Raw genomic sequence first — 15,161 nt, 5'->3', positions numbered from 1 at the left:
CGGCTTTTGAAACTATCACGGCGGTTATCCGGGAGCTGGAATATCATCAGTCGTTTGTGATTGGAAAAGATGGCGTGATTGCTCCAGATGCAGCGTATCTTTAATCCACAAAACTGATATTTGACCGACGAAGGGAGAACGATTATGAAGCTGAAAAAGGAAAGCCAGGTGATCCGTGTACGCCTTCAGGACGGGCAGTGCGGAACAGTGATCGGGACCAGCGAGGGTATGATCGGGATACTACTGGACAGCGGGGAGTATGTGGACGTGCCCGAAGGAATGGCAAAGAAAATCAAATAGACTGAGAAAGGAGGCCGGAGCGGTGCGCACCGTAACGGGATGTCCCGGCTCCTTTTAAAAAAAGATGGGTTTTGAAGTATTTGAAAATTATGAATGCGACGGTCAGATCGAGATCGTAGATACAATAGGACCGTTAAAGAAAGACTTGCTAATAGATTGCTTTGCCGGAGGAGGCGGGGCGAGTGTAGGAATAGAAATGGCGCTGGGGCGTCCGGTTGATATAGCTATCAATCATGATCCGCAGGCGATCCGGATGCACAAAGTCAATCATCCGGATACGTTGCATCTGACCGAGGATATATTTAAGGTCGATCTTAAAAAGTACGTTGCTGGCCGTCATGTAGCGCTTATGTGGGCCTCGCCGGATTGCACCAGTCACAGCAAGGCAAAAGGAGGACAGCCGCGGAACAAGGGGCTTAGAATCCTGCCGTGGGCGGTGTACAAGCACGCAAAAGCGATTCTTCCAGACGTGATCCTGATGGAAAACGTCGAGGAAATACAGCAGTGGGGGCCGCTGGACGAGGCAGGACACCCAATAAAAGAAAGAGCCGGGGAGGATTACAAACGATTCATAGCGGCCATGAAAAAGCTGGGATATGATTTTGACAGCCGGGAACTGGTAGCGGCAGATTACGGAGCGCCGACAACGCGGAAGCGCTGGTATGCAATCTTCCGGAGAGACGGGAAGCCGATTACATGGCCGGAGCCAACACACAGCAAGAGCGGAGCAGATGGCCGGCTGAAGTGGCTGGAATGCGGAGATTATATTGATTGGTCAGACTTGGGGAGATCCATATTTGACCGTCCGAAGCCGCTGGCGGAGGCCACCATGAAAAGGATCGCAAACGGGTATGTAAAATATGTCGTAAACAATCCTCAGCCTTATGTAGTACATAATCAAAGTGCCGTCGCTTTTATGATCCAATACCACGGGGAGACGCGGGAAGGTGATTCGCGCGGACAACTCCTGACGGAACCAATAAAGACAATTGATACCAGTAACCGGTATGGTCTGGTTACGGCATTCGTCACAAAGTTTTATAAATCCGGGACCGGGCAGGGGTGCGAAGAGCCATTACATACGATTACCACATCACCGGGGCATTTCGGGCTTATATCTGCATTTTTAATTAAGTACTATGGTACTGGCTGCGGGCAGGAGGCAGGACGGCCCCTGGGAACAATAACGACAAAGGACCGGTTCGGCCTCGTAAATGTGATCACGGACATAGATGGAGAAAAGTACGTGCTGAAAGATATTTTCCTCCGTATGCTGAAACCAGAGGAGCTTAAGAGAATGCAAGGGTTCCCGGAAGATTATATTCTTAACCGTGACATAGAGGGTAAGCCGTATCCCGTCGGGGAGCAGGTGGCACGGATCGGAAATAGTGTGGTGCCGATAATGGCGCAGGCGTTGGTATCTGCAAATTGTCCGTATCTCAAAGTCGGCGAGAGAATGCCGAATATGAGTATAGACGATAGCAAGGAACAGCTACGTTTTGCTTGACAAAACGATCATTTGATGTAGAACAGATATAACAGTGAGGAGGCGCGAAGATGAATATAGGTGAGTATCTGAGAGAGCAGCGGATCGGGAAGGGAATATCACACGAGAAGCTGGCGAAGGCTGCCGGAGTATCGAAGCGCTCCCTCATCTACTGGGAACAAGGGGAGAAAGATATCAGTTTAGATAATGCTGATAAGGTGCTGAAGGCTCTCAATGCATCCTTAACGATAGGTGCACGATAGTGCACTAAACGATCATTTAGAGGAGAAAGAGAGGCATGAAATGTATATATACATAAAGGCATTACCGGGAAAAGAAGTCTTTGCAATCTGGGGAGACAGATACTACAAAACAAAAGTACAGTCGGTGGAAGTTTTGGACGATGGATCGGTATGCTATATGATCTATGATCCAGATTCCGAGTCATGTGCCAGTGGTTATTCGGACGACGAATTCTATCTGACAGAGGCGGAGGCAAAGGATGCCATCATTTTATGAAAAAGAGGAGATAAGAATGAAGAAATATAATAGCGGCATATTTGAATTAATATGCCGCAGTATATTTGTGATTATTGGTTGGGAGATTGGAAAATGGTTATTTTTTTAATTTGACTGAATTTTTTTGTGCAATCTCCGAAAGTAGGAAATTGAGAGAGTCATAATCATCGCTATTTTCCATAGTATGGAACTGTGATTTTAAGCGTTTGTATTCTATATCAGAAATATATGGAGATACGATTTCAATATTGTTGGTAATAGATGTAATTTTGCTGTTGATATATAAGTTTCGAGAGTATGAAAAAAATATATAACTATATAGTAAAAACATCATAAATACAATTATGAAAAACTCTATTCTAATTTTATTAAAAATCGCGACTACTTCTTTTTCAAGAGTTTTCGCATCTTTTTGTAAGGCTGGAGCTGTCTCAGATGAAGCAACAACAAGTTGAGGTGAATCTTCATCAAGAGGAGTATTTATAATATCTAGCGCTTTCTTATAAGTATTGTATTTTTCTTTTTCAAGCGTATAGGATTGTTTTATAGCTGAAATAAAATTAGCTAACATAGCACTTGCTAAAAGTATAGCTATATAAAGCATAAAAAAAGAAGGTTGCTCAGAGTATCCGTTTGAAATTTGCTTATAAGTAGAGTCTGATAGCTGTTTTATAATTGCACCTCCAGCGTTAATTAATAAAGAATAACAATATGTAAATAACGGGTCGAGGAATTTTCCAACAATAAAAGCTAAAATTGTACTAATTATTAGCATAAACATACTTTCTTTACTAAAAATATTCTTTGATTTTTTTTGTTGTTTGCCCATAAAATGGCCTCCTATGTAGACTAATAGTTTGATTATATCATAAAAAATATAGATATAGAAACGGAAATAAATAAAATTGAAAATGTAATGAATGTGTTAAACCTGGAGAGGAGAAAGAGTGAAACCGATATTATTCAACACTGAGATGGTACAAGCGATCCTGGACGGACGGAAGACGGTTACACGGCGGATAATCAAAAACATTCCAGAAGGTACGCACAGGATTGAGCGTGATCATGAAAAATGGATAGCGTGTTTTGGAGCATATGACGCTGGTATTTTCTATGACTATGAAAAGCCTATAAGACCGCAACCATACAAAGCGGGAGATATCCTGTATGTCAGAGAGAGTTATTGTCCGAATTATTTTGATACAAGCATAGCTGTAGGATTAAAATACAATAGACATGCATACAAAGCAGATTACCACAAAGAGACAATTGGACATATTGTTCCAGAACCTAAGTGGAAGCCGTCTATACATATGCCAAAGGAAGCCGCTAGGATATTTTTGAGAGTAGTGAGTGTCCACACGGAACGCCTGCAAGAAATCACGGCAGAGCAAGCGACGCGAGAAGGTATTAAGCTGGAATTCCCGCCGTTCCAGGTTGATGAATTTATTGATATCTGGAACTCAACCGTTAAGAAGGCAGACTTTGACCGCTATAGCTGGCTGGCAAATCCGTGGGTATGGGTTATCGAGTTTGAACGGTGTGAGAAGCCGGTAGAATATAGCCCGTGGTAAGCGGCTAAATCGAGAAATGAAGGAGAAGAATATGACAGAATTAGAGACGCTGAGAAGCGAAAACGAGTATCTACGGATGCGCCTGGCAGAGATACGCGAGCGGGTGAACGGCATGGAGCTGCCGCACGAATACCACATACTGTATAATCGTGGCTGGCATGATGCAGTAGAAGAGGTTAGGAGGTATGTTGAGTGAAACGACAAGAGATTCCGCCAGGGTACATAAGTCAGAAGGAGATACGGGCCGCACAGCGGTATTACAAGGTCGGCCGCAACGTAACCGTACATACGTACAAGGCCCAGGGGATCGACTCCATGGGGCATACCGGCGAAATGCACCGCGGAAAGATTGTGGAGCATTATAAGCACTTTGCATTGGTACGGCTGCCGGGTGGTGTACTGGATAGCGTGCTATGGCCGGACCTTGTCTTACAGATGCGGCAACGAAAGAGAAATAATCCGGGGAGCAATCCCCGGAAATAAAAAACTTGAGAAGAGAACATATGATCGAAACAAAGAAAAAGCGGTGGATATCCGGGAAGATATGCGCCACCGCTTAGCTATTGCCTGAGTATATTATAACCGACTCGGGCGTGATAAATCAACTAGAAAATCATACCATGAGGAGGATTATAATATGCAGACAGCGATTAATACAGATAATTTTGTTTTAACAGTTATGGAAACACTTATGAATAGTATGGACATGTGGGCGGAGCAGGAACGATTAAATCAAGTAAAAGCAGCCCTCTACATGAATCTGATGGATAAAACGATCTTAGCGGACGATTACAATAGCCGCCAGCTTCCAACAGAATACGTCGACGATACTCCGCGCGTAGTGGAAATGTGGCTTCGGTGTATGCAGTTAGAAAAACGGACTGCGGGGACAATAGAAAATTACCGTGGAGAGCTCAGAAACTTTTTTGAATGGTGCAGAAAGCATTATGCTGATATCACAACCAACGACGTAAGGGCGTACCTGTCCTGGAGGCAGATCGTTAAGCATAACAGCGATACGACAATCAATAATAAGTATCACGCCTTGCAATCATTTTACCGGTGGATCATGTCAGAGGATTTGATCGAGGACGGCGGCAGCCTGGCGCGGAAGCCCAAAAAGAACCCCATGGACAAGATCAACAAAGTCAAAACCGAAAAGAAGATGCGCACAGTACTAACAGACGAGCAGGCGGAGATAATCCGGTGTGATTGCCAGACGGTACGAGATAGGGCGGTCGTGGAGGTCCTTATCGCGACTGGAATGCGTGTGAGTGAGCTTGTAGGGCTTGACCTTAATGATATTGATATCAGGGCCGGGAAATGCATCATATACGGCAAGGGGCGTAAGGAGCGGCCGGCGTTCTTCACACCACGGGCACTGGTACACCTGGAGGAGTATCTGACGGAGCGCAGGCAGATCACGGATTGCGATCCGGCGTTGTTCCTTAATTTCCGACGTAAGGGCGGGATATATACGCGGCTGAGTGATGATAGTATCCGGCATATGCTGAACGCTATTGTGGAGTCTGACAAGCGGCTGACTGGGCTTAATCTGCACCCGCATATGTTCCGGGCATACCTTGCGACATATATGTCCAGGCATGGAGCGTCCATTAAGGATATCCAGCGGATTCTCGGCCATAGCAATATTAATACGACGTCAGAGTGTTATATCATCGACGACGACGAATCCATGAAACAGGTACATGAGTTATTCGCGGCATAGGAGGTAATGATGGATAAAAGTATATTACGGCAGTGTGCAAGCCTGAAGCGGGAATATGTGGACGAAGAAAAAAGAATACAGGAGATGGATACAGAGATACAGGCCATGGCCCCCATCTGCAAAGAAGTTACTGACGTGGTAACAAAGGGGAGAAGGGGGAAGAAGCCCCTCGGAATCTGCACGATACACGGAAATGAAGATAATACGCAGATTAATCGCAAGAGAGCCAGGCTGCGGGAAAGGAAAGCAAAGCAGGAATTACGTCTTGCCCGGATAGAAAATATGATCCTTGATGTCGAGGAGTACATAAACGAGATTCCAGACAGTGAGACACGGCGTATGATGAGATTTTTCTTTATCGAGGAAAAAACATGGAATGAAGTGGCCGAAGCTATGGGCGAGGGATTTACTGGGGAGGCTTGCAGGAAGAAAATTAATCGAGAATTGGATAAAAAATAAAAGTGTCCGTTCGCGTCCGGGGTACCTGTGTTATAATTTAAAATGAGAAAAGTGTATCAATAAAACACAACCCTGACACGCTTTTACGGCAAGGTCTAAAAGTTCTCCCTTAATAGACCTTTCAAAATCAATAAGGGCAATACCGGAGACGATCCGGTATACAGCGCGGTGGAGCAGTCAGGCAGCTCGCCGGACTCATAACCCGGAGATCGTAGGTCCAAATCCTACCCGCGCAAGTATTCATGTCCTCCTTTTAAAGCACCTGTCGCAAGATGGGTGTTTTCTTTTGACATATTTTGGTGTATGATGGAAGAAAAATGGTGGAGGTAATATAATGGTTTTTAATTCTGTTTTTACAAATAATATGAACTCTTGTCAACAAATCGATTACTCTGATTACTGCAAAAAAAGAAAATTGACAGAATTATTAAGATGTCCTGTATGCGATTTAAATGTTCATTTTGAACTGGTTTGCCAGTTATCAATAGACAATAATATCTATTATACTATACTACAATGTCCGAATTGTAATCAAATAATTATACAAAAATGTAAGAGTGATGATAGGGAGACGGAATCGGAATGTTTGGAGGTGTATCCTGTCAATAGAGCGGGGCGGGAATTTGATGATGATCTCAAAAAACTATCTCCTACATTTTGTAAAGTATATAATCAAGCACTAATGGCAGAAACGTATGGGTTAGATGAAATTGCAGGTATGGGATATCGCAAGGCAGTTGAGTTTTTTGGTTAAAGACTATGCAATCAAAGCACATCAAGAAGAAACTGAAAAAATAAAAGTAAAGCCTTTAGGAAAATGCATAGATGAGTATATTGATTATCCGAAGATCAAATCTATGGCTAAAGGTGCTGTATATTTAGGTAATGATGAAACTCATTATGTAAGAAAATGGGAAAATAAAGATATAAAAGATTTAAAAATTATGATAAATCTTATTTTACATTGGATTGAAATTGAAAAGCTCACGCAACAATACGAGCAAGATATGCATTTATAATGAAAGATGACACAAGGTGGAGAGATGAAAAAGATCATCTCTCTTATTTTGTATAAAGCAGAAAGGAAGTGAGCCTGATGGCAAAAGGAAAATATGAATACTGGTTATCGCCTGATGGCTTGCTGAAACTGGAGGCATGGGCGAGAGATGGCCTGATAGACGAGCAGATAGCAGAGAACATAGGCATTAACCCGGCTACGCTATATGATTGGAAAAAGAAATATCCCGAGATATCCGAGGCCCTAAAAAAGGGAAAAGAAGTGGTTGATATAGAGGTCGAGAACGCTCTCCTTAAGCGAGCCCTGGGATATGAGTATACAGAGACCAAAACGGAAGAATACATGGTAGAAGGCGTTCCGGTGAAGAGAGTAACCAAAACAGTGAAAGAGGTTATTCCAGACACCACAGCACAGATATTCTGGCTGAAGAACCGGAGACCGATGCAGTGGCGAGATAAGCATGATATGGAACTGTCTGGAGAAGTTAAAACAGGGAATCCATATGCAGGATTAACCACAGAGGAATTAAGGAAGCTGATCCATGGTGGATAGAGCGGACATAATCAGGGGAGCTCAATGCGAATTAGCCCGCAGGGAGTTCTTTTTTTATTGCCATTTAAAGGCACCGGACTTCTACAAAGAGGACCGGAAGTACCTGATAGATCTCTGTAATGCCTTCCAGGACTTCGTACAGTCTGATGATGAGGTTATGGTGGTCAATGAGCCACCGCGCCATGGCAAGAGCCGTACGGCCGGCCTCCTGGTCGAGTGGGTGCTGGGAAATGACCAGAGCCAAAAGATCATGACAGGCTCCTACAACGAGACACTTTCCACGATGTTCTCAAAGAACGTCCGCAACGATATCATGGAGGAGAAAGCAGACGAGAACCGGATCGTGTTCTCAGATATTTTTCCAAATGTACGTATTAAGCACGGTGACGGTGCCATGAACCTGTGGAGTCTGGAGGGCAGGTATAACAACTATTTAGCTACATCACCCACCGGTACAGCAACGGGTTTCGGCGCTTCTCTTCTAATCATCGATGATCTTATCAAAAACGCGGAGGAAGCGAACAATGAGCTGACCAAAGAAAAACACTGGATATGGTTCACAGATACGATGCTGTCCCGTCTGGAGGAAGGTGGAAAGATCATCATTATCATGACCAGATGGGCTAGTGACGACCTAGCGGGGAAAGCACTGGAATACTTTTCAGAATCTGGTCAGCGGGTAAGGCATATCAGTATGAGGGCACTACTGAATCCAGAAACACATGAGATGCTGTGTCCAGAGGTGTTGTCCTACCGGTCTTACTGTAATAAGGTCAGGGCAATGGGCGCCGATATCGCATCGGCCAACTACCAGCAGGAGCCGATTGACTTAAAGGGCAGACTGTACACCAGTTTCAAGACATATCGTGGGGAGCTGCCGCAGTTCAAGGAGATACGGAACTATACGGATACGGCGGATACCGGAGACGATTATCTGTGCAGCATTGATTACGGTGTGACGTTTTCCAACGAGGCTTATGTACTGGACGTGCTGTATACCAAAAAGCCGATGGAGGTTACAGAACCGGCCACGGCTAAAATGTTCGAGAAAGATATGGTGAATGTGGCGGATATCGAATCAAACAATGGTGGCCGCGGCTTTGCCCGGAACGTGGAACGCATATTACAGCAGGAATTACGCAGCAATCACACAATTGTCAGGTGGTTCAGCCAGAACAAAAACAAACAGGCCCGTATTTATTCCAATTCTTCCTGGGTGATGCAGCATATTTACTACCCGGAAGACTGGAGAAATCGCTGGCCGGAGTATTACGACGCTATGGTGAAATACCAGAGAGAGGGTAAAAATAAGCATGATGATGCCCCAGATGCCACTACGGGCATTGCTGAGAAGATCGGCGCCGGTAGTGCATTTAGTTTCGAGTAAGAAAGAAGGTGAGAAGATTGATGATTGAATATGGCAGCGAGACCCGACGCATCAACGCCATTGTAAATGCTGGAGCAAGAACTATGATGGGAGATATACGTTTTCTGGAGAAGGAAATACAGAAGTGGAAGCAATCTCCTGTGCGTAAGACAATGATTCTGGCGGAACAGTATTACCAGGGAGATCAGGATATACTCCACACGCCGCGAAAAGCCATTAACGAGAAGGGGGAACTGGAGCCGGTTAAGAATCTGCCAGACAACCGGATCGTGGATAATCAATATCAGAAGGCGGTTGATCAGAAGAAAAACTATCTGTTGTCAAAACCTTTTACCATTACGACTGAAAACGACGCTTATACAGAAGCCTTAAAGGATATACTGGATAAGCGTTTCATGCGTTCCTTAAAGCGCGTGGCCGGAGACTCCATTAACGGCGGAATCGGCTATCTCTACCCCTATTACAATACAGAGGGGAGATTGTGCTTTAAGCGGTTTAATAATTACGAGATTATCCCGTTTTGGGCTGATGAGGAGCACACGGAGCTGGATTGCTTTGGGCGGCTGTATCAAATTGATGGCTATGAGGGAGAGACGGAAAAGACGTATGAGTTTTTCGAACTATACTCCAAAGATGGTGTTGAACGATATCAATTAGATGGAGCGCATCTGATTCCAGATGTGATGCACCCGTCCGGCGCCCATTACCTGGTGGAACAGCATGATCCGGACGGAAAGCATGTGGAAGTCCCCTATAACTGGGAACGGGTGCCGTTGATTCCATTTAAGCGCAACGCCCATGAAATACCGCTGATTCGGTGCTGTAAAAGCCTTCAGGACGGAATAAATCTGATGGTGAGCAGCTTTGAAAATAACATGTGTGAAGATGCCAGGAACACGATCCTGATTCTCGTCAATTACGATGGTCAGAATCTGGGAGAGTTCCGTAAGAATCTTTCACAGTATGGAGCAGTGAAAGTACGGAGTGACGGAACGGGATCAGGCGGTGATGTAAAAACCCTGACAGTAGAAGTCAATTCAGAGAATTATAAAGCGATTCTGGAGATATTTAAACAAGCGCTGATCGAGAACTGCAAATCCTATGATGCCAAAGATAACCGGCTGACTGGTGATGCCAATCAGATGCATATACAGACGATCTATCAGGATATCGAGTTAGACGCGCAGGATATGGAAACGGAATATCAAGCAGCTTTTGAAGACCTGTTCTGGTTTGTGGATCAGTATCTGATGAATTCCGGAGGCGGGGACTTCGAGGCGGTAGAGGTGGATATCACATTCAACCGTAATATTCTTGTCAATGAGACGGAGTTAATTGATAACTGTATGAAGTCCGTCGGATTCCTTCCGACAAAGTTGATTCTGCAAAAACACCCGTGGGTGGACGATGTGGAAGAGGCTATGAAACTTCTGGAGGAGGAAGAGCAAAAGAAAATGGAGCAGATGGACCCATACCAACAGGCATTTGGACAGGGACCACCTGATACAGAGCCGAGAGGCGGTGAGGGCCTGAATGGCGAAGAAAAGTAGTTCGTACTGGCAGAAGAGAATGGGAGCCTTAGAGGATAGCCAGTACAAGCGTAGCGCAGAGTATTACCAAGATGTTCAGAAACAGTACAGAGAAGCTTCTAACAGCCTACAGATGGACATTGAACGATGGTACCAAAGATTGGCAGATAATAACGGTGTCAGCTATGCAGAGGCTAAACGGTTGCTAAAAAAGAATGAATTGGAAGAGTTCCACTGGACCGTAGAGCAGTACATAAAAGCCGGGGAAGAAAATGCAGTAGACCAGAGATGGATGAAGGAACTGGAAAATGCTTCTGCGCGCCACCATATTTCTTATCTGGAGGCCATGAAGCTGCAAACTCAGCAACATGCGGAACTGTTATCCACAGAGTTTGAAGGTGGAATAACAGAGTTTCTTCATAATTCTTACGGGGAACAGTATTATCACACTGCCTTTGAAGTTGCAAAAGGTACCGGAGTGGGAAGCAATATAGTGCAGATCGATAGCCGCACTATTGATACTCTTATAAAAAAACCATGGGCGCAGGACGGAAAAAACTTCTCAGACCGGATCTGGACGAACAAGGATAAGCTGGTAAACAATCTGCACACAGAACTGACCCAAAGCATTATACGCGGTGCTGATCCGAAACAGGCCATCAATAACATGTCAAAGGCGATGGACGTCAGCAGAGCACAGGCAGGAAGACTCATTATGACGGAGTCAGCGGCAATCTCATCTGCGGCACAGAAGGAATGTTTTAAGGACCTAAGTGTCGAGAAATACGAGATACTGGCAACATTGGACAGTCATACGTCGGATATATGCCAGGAGATGGACGGGAAGGTATTCGATATGAAGGATTATGAGGTGGGAACTACAGCACCGCCTTTTCACCCAAATTGCAGAACTACAACGATTCCATACTTTGATGATGAATTCACGGAAGGTGAGACACGGGCGGCCAGAAACGAGGATACTGGTAAGACCTATCAGGTACCTGCAAATATGAAATATGAAGAATGGAAGCAAACATTCTTATGAAGCACACTGGGAATCTCTGGTGTGCTGTTTTTGTATCCCATTGCCAGCAGATCAGGCGTAAAACAGTCGGCTTAACTTACAATCATGCGGAGATACCGCGTAATAAATCGTAGAGGAGAGGAAAGATGAAACGGAAGTTTTTAGAGGATTTGGGACTGGAGAAAGAAGCCATTGACAAGATCATGGCAGAGAATGACAACGATGTGAATGCGGCGAAGGCAGATTATGATTCTATGAAGCAGGAGCGGGACACCATGGCGGCCCAGGTGGCAGAGCGTGATAAGCAGCTGGAAGAACTTAAGAACTCAACCGGAGATACGGAAGCGCTGAAACAGCAGATCATTACACTTCAGGCGGATAATCAGGCAGCCATGGAGAAGTACGATGCCGATATGAAAGAACTGAAGCTTTCCACGGCAATCAAGCTGGCTCTCGGTGAATCAGCGCAGGATAGCGATTTAGTTGCCGGGCTGTTTGATAAATCGAAGCTGATCTTATCCGATGATGGGAAGGTAACAGGACTTGAAGAACAGTTAAAGTCACTGAAAAAGGAAAAAGCCTTTCTGTTCAAAGAAGAAAAGCCGGCTCAGGTCCAGATCAAAGGCGGGAAGCCTGCGGAGGGTGCTGGGACGCCGCCGTCAGACAAGAAACCATCAGAAATGACCTACAGTGAGATGTGCAAATACCTGGAAACAAATCCGGGAGCTGCAATCGAATAAAAGAAAGGAAGAGGTAAGACATGGCAAAATTTAACGAGAAAACATTTAACCCGGAAGCATTTGGAAAGTATGTGGACCGGATTCCCAAAACAAAAAGAAATGAACTGATTAAGTCGAGGGCCATTAAGGGAAACGAACAGATCAGACAGGCGTTCAGCTCCCAGACAGGTACTTCTTACGCAACATTACCAATGAAGGGACTGCTGGAAGGGGCACCGCTCAACTATGATGGAAAGACGGATATCACGTCTGAGAGAACCACAACCTTTGAGCGAAGTGTGGTAGTATGGGGACGGTCCAAAGCATGGACAGAGGACGATTTCTCCACCGATATTACCGGCGGTGTGGACTTTATGGATAACGTAGCCCAGCAGGTATCAGGCTGGTGGGATGATGTGTATCAGGATGTGCTTCTGGCAGTGCTGAAGGGTATCTTTGCAATGACAGGCGCAAAGAACGTGGAGTTTGTCAACGGTCATACTTATGATATCACAGCGGTGACCGGTGAGGATAAGGATGGGAATGCATTAAGCTGCGTAGGCCCAACAACCCTGAATACAGCAATCCAGAAAGCATCAGGAGATAACAAATCAAAGTTCACGATTGCGATCATGCACTCCACCGTCGCGACCAACCTGGAGAACCTGCGGCTTCTGTCCTACATGAAGTATACCGATGCTGACGGAATTCAGCGTGACCTTGCAATCGGTACATGGAATGGCCGGGCGGTAATCATTGATGATTCCATGCCGGTAGAACATGTAGACGCAGTAGAAGAGAGCGGAACGTCTGGAACAGAAGGCTATGTGCCGGCAGTGCCAGCCTATGAAAAATACACCACATACGTTTTGGGAGACGGTGCGATTGATTTCGAGAAGATCGGCGCAGAGGTTCCGAACGAAATGCAGCGCGACCCGAAGACAAACGGCGGGGAAACCACATTGTATACCCGTGACCGTGCCTGCTATGCTCCGTACGGTATTTCCTACACAAAGAAAACTCAGGCGTCCTTATCACCGACAAATGAGGAACTGGCAAACGGTGGGAACTGGACTCTGGTTAATAACGGCGGCACCGGACAGGGATTAAAGGTTATCGATCATAAAGCCATCCCGATTGCCCGTATCATTTCCAGAGGTTAAGCCTATGGAGGCGGGGAAGTTAAAGGGGCTGCTGGGAATAGCGGAAGGCGATACTTCCCGGGACCTCTCACTGGAATTTGTCATTGATGATGTGACAGAAACTATTTTGAATTATTGCAATTTGGAGGAACTGCCAACAGGATTAACCAACACGGCTTATCGAATGGCGATTGATCTCTATCGGTATGATCGGCCCGGTGATCCCGGTGCCCCGGTGACGGTGGCTTCCATATCAGAAGGAGATATATCCACGAGTTTTACCAGCGCGGCTGATGCCTTAAACGGCGGCATGCTGAAGGACTATCAGGGACAGCTTAACCGGTACCGGAAACTGAGGTGGTAAGATGATAGCAGACGCGATCAGACAGGCTCAGAAAATGCACAGGGCCGCCATAGAGGCAACCTATGACGGTTCCTGCAACATTTATAACAGGGAGCCGAAAAGGGACCCAGAAACGGGCGTAACATCACTGGAAGAGGTTTGCAAGATGGAGAATCAAACGTGCCATCTCTCTTTTTCGAGTTCTGGCGCCGCAGAGGGAACCGATACTATCACCAAAGTTGCGCAGGTGATCAAGCTGTTTCTGGCACCGGAAATTGTTATTCCTCCAGGCAGCAAAATCGAAGTGACACAGCACGGGCGGACAGAGGTATACGGGCAAAGCGGCAAAGCAGCTGTGTACTCCTCGCATCAAGAGATACTTCTGGATTTATGGAAGGGGTATGCTTAATGGCAAAATGGGGTAATTTTGACTTCGAAGATGTAAAAAAACTGCAAAAGCAAATTGAGCAGATCGAAAAAGGAAGGGACGAATTTTGTCAGCAGTGTGCGAAGGAACTGGCGGCCAGACTATTAAGAATGGTTAAACAGAGAACCCCTGTAGGTGTCTACAATGTCAAGACTGTTGAATTTATCGCGCATCTGCCGCAGCGTCGTGTTGAGTTTGATACAAAGTCTGGAAAACACGTGAGTTTTACTGCAAAGGCAACGGCAAAGAAAGTAAAGTTCACACCTAAGTCATCGGGTAAAACTGGTGGTACGCTTCGCCGCGGCTGGACCATAGGAGAGATAAGACACAATGGAGACCTGTATGAAATTGAGATTATTAACCCTGTATTATATGCTCAGTATGTGGAATATGGACACCGGACGGCAAACCATAAAGGCTGGGTAAAAGGAAAGTTCATGCTTACAATCTCGGAACAGAAGATACAGGAGATTGCACCGGCTCTTCTGGAAAAGAAACTCAATGAATACTTGAGGGGGTGTCTTGATGTATAACGAGATCATGGACGCAGTTACAAAGCAGTTATCCGTGCTGTTTCCACCAGAAGCCGGGTACACAATCTATACGGATGCAGTAGAACAGGGACTTTCGGAACCTTGTTTTTTTGTACAGTTTTTGGAACCTTCTGAGAAGCCTATGATCGGGCCGAGGTATTACCGTAAGAATGCCATGTGCATTCAATTCCTGCCAGGAGACATAGTAAAGCCCTCTCGTGAGCTTAACCGGGTATTGGATATCTTAATGGATCAGATGCACAGGATCGAATTGAAAAACGGCCGGAAGATAAACGGAACAGACCGGAGCGGTCGTATTGACGATGGTGTTCTGACATTTTTTGTACAATACAATGCATTTGATATCCGGGAAACTATACAGGAAGATGGCATGAGTGAAATCAAAGTTAATTGAGAGAG

At 45.4% G+C, this 15,161-nt stretch carries 22 protein-coding genes and 1 tRNA gene; 22 read left to right on the top strand and 1 reads right to left on the bottom strand.

The features are described from left to right. Positions 1-144: 144 nt before the first annotated feature. From H8S75_RS31090 to H8S75_RS31075, 4 genes are all read left to right on the top strand, one after another. Positions 145-300: a hypothetical protein gene (locus H8S75_RS31090; RefSeq protein ID WP_187024786.1), complete on the top strand. Its 156-nt coding sequence runs from the start codon at positions 145-147 to the stop codon at positions 298-300. Positions 301-364: 64 nt separating this feature from the next. Continuing rightward, positions 365-1,807: a DNA cytosine methyltransferase gene (locus H8S75_RS31085; RefSeq protein ID WP_279288749.1), complete on the top strand. Its 1,443-nt coding sequence runs from the start codon at positions 365-367 to the stop codon at positions 1,805-1,807. Positions 1,808-1,857: 50 nt separating this feature from the next. Then, a complete protein-coding gene (locus H8S75_RS31080) occupies positions 1,858-2,049 on the top strand; it encodes a helix-turn-helix transcriptional regulator (RefSeq protein WP_187024785.1) in 192 nt (63 codons plus the stop codon). A gap of 40 nt (positions 2,050-2,089) precedes the next feature. Continuing rightward, the gene (locus H8S75_RS31075; protein WP_187024784.1) at positions 2,090-2,305 is read left to right on the top strand and encodes a hypothetical protein; all 216 of its coding nucleotides are present in this window, start codon (positions 2,090-2,092) and stop codon (positions 2,303-2,305) included. A 97-nt stretch (positions 2,306-2,402) separates the two neighbouring features. Here H8S75_RS31075 and H8S75_RS31070 read toward each other — a convergent pair whose 3' ends face one another. Beyond that, positions 2,403-3,134, bottom strand: a complete 732-nt coding sequence (locus tag H8S75_RS31070; RefSeq protein WP_187024783.1) for a hypothetical protein — start codon at positions 3,132-3,134, stop codon at positions 2,403-2,405. Between the two features lie 118 nt (positions 3,135-3,252). Here H8S75_RS31070 and H8S75_RS31065 point away from each other — a divergent pair, with 118 nt between their 5' ends. The 18 genes from H8S75_RS31065 to H8S75_RS30980 all read left to right on the top strand — a co-directional run bounded on the left by H8S75_RS31065 (position 3,253) and on the right by H8S75_RS30980 (position 15,156). Beyond that, complete coding sequence (locus tag H8S75_RS31065) at positions 3,253-3,879, top strand: hypothetical protein (RefSeq protein WP_349769024.1); 627 nt, start codon at positions 3,253-3,255, stop codon at positions 3,877-3,879. 31 nt (positions 3,880-3,910) lie between these two features. After that, complete coding sequence (locus H8S75_RS31060; protein WP_187024782.1) at positions 3,911-4,075, top strand: hypothetical protein; 165 nt, start codon at positions 3,911-3,913, stop codon at positions 4,073-4,075. Continuing rightward, the gene (locus tag H8S75_RS31055) at positions 4,072-4,362 is read left to right on the top strand and encodes a hypothetical protein (RefSeq protein ID WP_187024781.1); all 291 of its coding nucleotides are present in this window, start codon (positions 4,072-4,074) and stop codon (positions 4,360-4,362) included. The genes H8S75_RS31060 and H8S75_RS31055 overlap by 4 nt, the downstream gene beginning before the upstream one ends. Positions 4,363-4,516: 154 nt before the next feature. Continuing rightward, positions 4,517-5,608 (top strand): tyrosine-type recombinase/integrase, encoded by a 1,092-nt coding sequence (locus tag H8S75_RS31050; RefSeq protein WP_187024780.1) that lies wholly within the window; start codon positions 4,517-4,519, stop codon positions 5,606-5,608. 57 nt (positions 5,609-5,665) lie between these two features. Then, positions 5,666-6,067 (top strand): hypothetical protein, encoded by a 402-nt coding sequence (locus H8S75_RS31045; protein ID WP_187024779.1) that lies wholly within the window; start codon positions 5,666-5,668, stop codon positions 6,065-6,067. Between the two features lie 162 nt (positions 6,068-6,229). Then, positions 6,230-6,303, top strand: a tRNA-Met gene (locus tag H8S75_RS31040). A 98-nt stretch (positions 6,304-6,401) separates the two neighbouring features. Continuing rightward, entirely contained in the window at positions 6,402-6,821 is a 420-nt protein-coding gene (locus H8S75_RS31035) for a hypothetical protein (RefSeq protein ID WP_187024778.1), read from the top strand. After that, positions 6,814-7,086 (top strand): DUF4145 domain-containing protein, encoded by a 273-nt coding sequence (locus tag H8S75_RS31030; protein ID WP_187024777.1) that lies wholly within the window; start codon positions 6,814-6,816, stop codon positions 7,084-7,086. The genes H8S75_RS31035 and H8S75_RS31030 overlap by 8 nt, the downstream gene beginning before the upstream one ends. Before the next feature lie 77 nt (positions 7,087-7,163). Beyond that, positions 7,164-7,637: a transposase gene (locus tag H8S75_RS31025; protein ID WP_187024776.1), complete on the top strand. Its 474-nt coding sequence runs from the start codon at positions 7,164-7,166 to the stop codon at positions 7,635-7,637. Further along, complete coding sequence (gene terL / locus H8S75_RS31020) at positions 7,627-9,024, top strand: phage terminase large subunit (protein WP_187024775.1); 1,398 nt, start codon at positions 7,627-7,629, stop codon at positions 9,022-9,024. The genes H8S75_RS31025 and terL overlap by 11 nt, the downstream gene beginning before the upstream one ends. A 20-nt stretch (positions 9,025-9,044) precedes the next feature. Further along, positions 9,045-10,574 carry a phage portal protein gene (locus H8S75_RS31015; RefSeq protein WP_243270537.1) on the top strand — a complete coding sequence of 510 codons (1,530 nt, stop codon included), beginning with the start codon at positions 9,045-9,047 and terminating at the stop codon, positions 10,572-10,574. Next, positions 10,558-11,598: a minor capsid protein gene (locus H8S75_RS31010; protein WP_187024774.1), complete on the top strand. Its 1,041-nt coding sequence runs from the start codon at positions 10,558-10,560 to the stop codon at positions 11,596-11,598. Before H8S75_RS31015 ends, H8S75_RS31010 begins: the two co-directional genes overlap by 17 nt. A gap of 125 nt (positions 11,599-11,723) precedes the next feature. After that, a complete protein-coding gene (locus tag H8S75_RS31005) occupies positions 11,724-12,317 on the top strand; it encodes a phage scaffolding protein (protein ID WP_187024773.1) in 594 nt (197 codons plus the stop codon). 20 nt (positions 12,318-12,337) lie between these two features. Next, positions 12,338-13,459, top strand: coding sequence for a phage coat protein (locus H8S75_RS31000; protein WP_187024772.1), 1,122 nt, complete (start codon positions 12,338-12,340; stop codon positions 13,457-13,459). Positions 13,460-13,463: 4 nt separating this feature from the next. After that, complete coding sequence (locus tag H8S75_RS30995; protein WP_187024771.1) at positions 13,464-13,802, top strand: head-tail connector protein; 339 nt, start codon at positions 13,464-13,466, stop codon at positions 13,800-13,802. Between the two features lies 1 nt (position 13,803). Then, positions 13,804-14,190 carry a hypothetical protein gene (locus H8S75_RS30990; RefSeq protein ID WP_187024770.1) on the top strand — a complete coding sequence of 129 codons (387 nt, stop codon included), beginning with the start codon at positions 13,804-13,806 and terminating at the stop codon, positions 14,188-14,190. Next, positions 14,190-14,741, top strand: a complete 552-nt coding sequence (locus H8S75_RS30985; RefSeq protein WP_187024769.1) for an HK97 gp10 family phage protein — start codon at positions 14,190-14,192, stop codon at positions 14,739-14,741. Before H8S75_RS30990 ends, H8S75_RS30985 begins: the two co-directional genes overlap by 1 nt. After that, complete coding sequence (locus H8S75_RS30980; RefSeq protein ID WP_187024768.1) at positions 14,734-15,156, top strand: phage tail terminator family protein; 423 nt, start codon at positions 14,734-14,736, stop codon at positions 15,154-15,156. The genes H8S75_RS30985 and H8S75_RS30980 overlap by 8 nt, the downstream gene beginning before the upstream one ends. Positions 15,157-15,161: the final 5 nt, after the last annotated feature.

It is taken from the genome of Hungatella hominis (assembly GCF_014288005.1).
Lineage (GTDB): Bacteria > Bacillota > Clostridia > Lachnospirales > Lachnospiraceae > Hungatella > Hungatella effluvii.
Note: the sequence above shows the minus strand (reverse complement) of the source record. Positions and strands in the feature narration are given on the sequence as shown.

Bases quoted from the DNA above. Each gene is read 5' to 3' on its own strand.
- H8S75_RS31090 (WP_187024786.1), top strand. From the start codon at position 145: ATGAAGCTGAAAAAGGAAAGCCAGGTGATCCGTGTACGCCTTCAGGAC.
- H8S75_RS31085 (WP_279288749.1), top strand. From the start codon at position 365: ATGGGTTTTGAAGTATTTGAAAATTATGAATGCGACGGTCAGATCGAG.
- H8S75_RS31080 (WP_187024785.1), top strand. From the start codon at position 1,858: ATGAATATAGGTGAGTATCTGAGAGAGCAGCGGATCGGGAAGGGAATA.
- H8S75_RS31075 (WP_187024784.1), top strand. From the start codon at position 2,090: ATGTATATATACATAAAGGCATTACCGGGAAAAGAAGTCTTTGCAATC.
- H8S75_RS31070 (WP_187024783.1), bottom strand. From the start codon at position 3,134: ATGGGCAAACAACAAAAAAAATCAAAGAATATTTTTAGTAAAGAAAGT.
- H8S75_RS31060 (WP_187024782.1), top strand. From the start codon at position 3,911: ATGACAGAATTAGAGACGCTGAGAAGCGAAAACGAGTATCTACGGATG.
- H8S75_RS31050 (WP_187024780.1), top strand. From the start codon at position 4,517: ATGCAGACAGCGATTAATACAGATAATTTTGTTTTAACAGTTATGGAA.
- H8S75_RS31035 (WP_187024778.1), top strand. From the start codon at position 6,402: ATGGTTTTTAATTCTGTTTTTACAAATAATATGAACTCTTGTCAACAA.
- H8S75_RS31025 (WP_187024776.1), top strand. From the start codon at position 7,164: ATGGCAAAAGGAAAATATGAATACTGGTTATCGCCTGATGGCTTGCTG.
- terL (WP_187024775.1), top strand. From the start codon at position 7,627: ATGGTGGATAGAGCGGACATAATCAGGGGAGCTCAATGCGAATTAGCC.
- H8S75_RS31015 (WP_243270537.1), top strand. From the start codon at position 9,045: ATGATTGAATATGGCAGCGAGACCCGACGCATCAACGCCATTGTAAAT.
- H8S75_RS31010 (WP_187024774.1), top strand. From the start codon at position 10,558: ATGGCGAAGAAAAGTAGTTCGTACTGGCAGAAGAGAATGGGAGCCTTA.
- H8S75_RS31005 (WP_187024773.1), top strand. From the start codon at position 11,724: ATGAAACGGAAGTTTTTAGAGGATTTGGGACTGGAGAAAGAAGCCATT.
- H8S75_RS31000 (WP_187024772.1), top strand. From the start codon at position 12,338: ATGGCAAAATTTAACGAGAAAACATTTAACCCGGAAGCATTTGGAAAG.
- H8S75_RS30995 (WP_187024771.1), top strand. From the start codon at position 13,464: ATGGAGGCGGGGAAGTTAAAGGGGCTGCTGGGAATAGCGGAAGGCGAT.
- H8S75_RS30990 (WP_187024770.1), top strand. From the start codon at position 13,804: ATGATAGCAGACGCGATCAGACAGGCTCAGAAAATGCACAGGGCCGCC.
- H8S75_RS30985 (WP_187024769.1), top strand. From the start codon at position 14,190: ATGGCAAAATGGGGTAATTTTGACTTCGAAGATGTAAAAAAACTGCAA.
- H8S75_RS30980 (WP_187024768.1), top strand. From the start codon at position 14,734: ATGTATAACGAGATCATGGACGCAGTTACAAAGCAGTTATCCGTGCTG.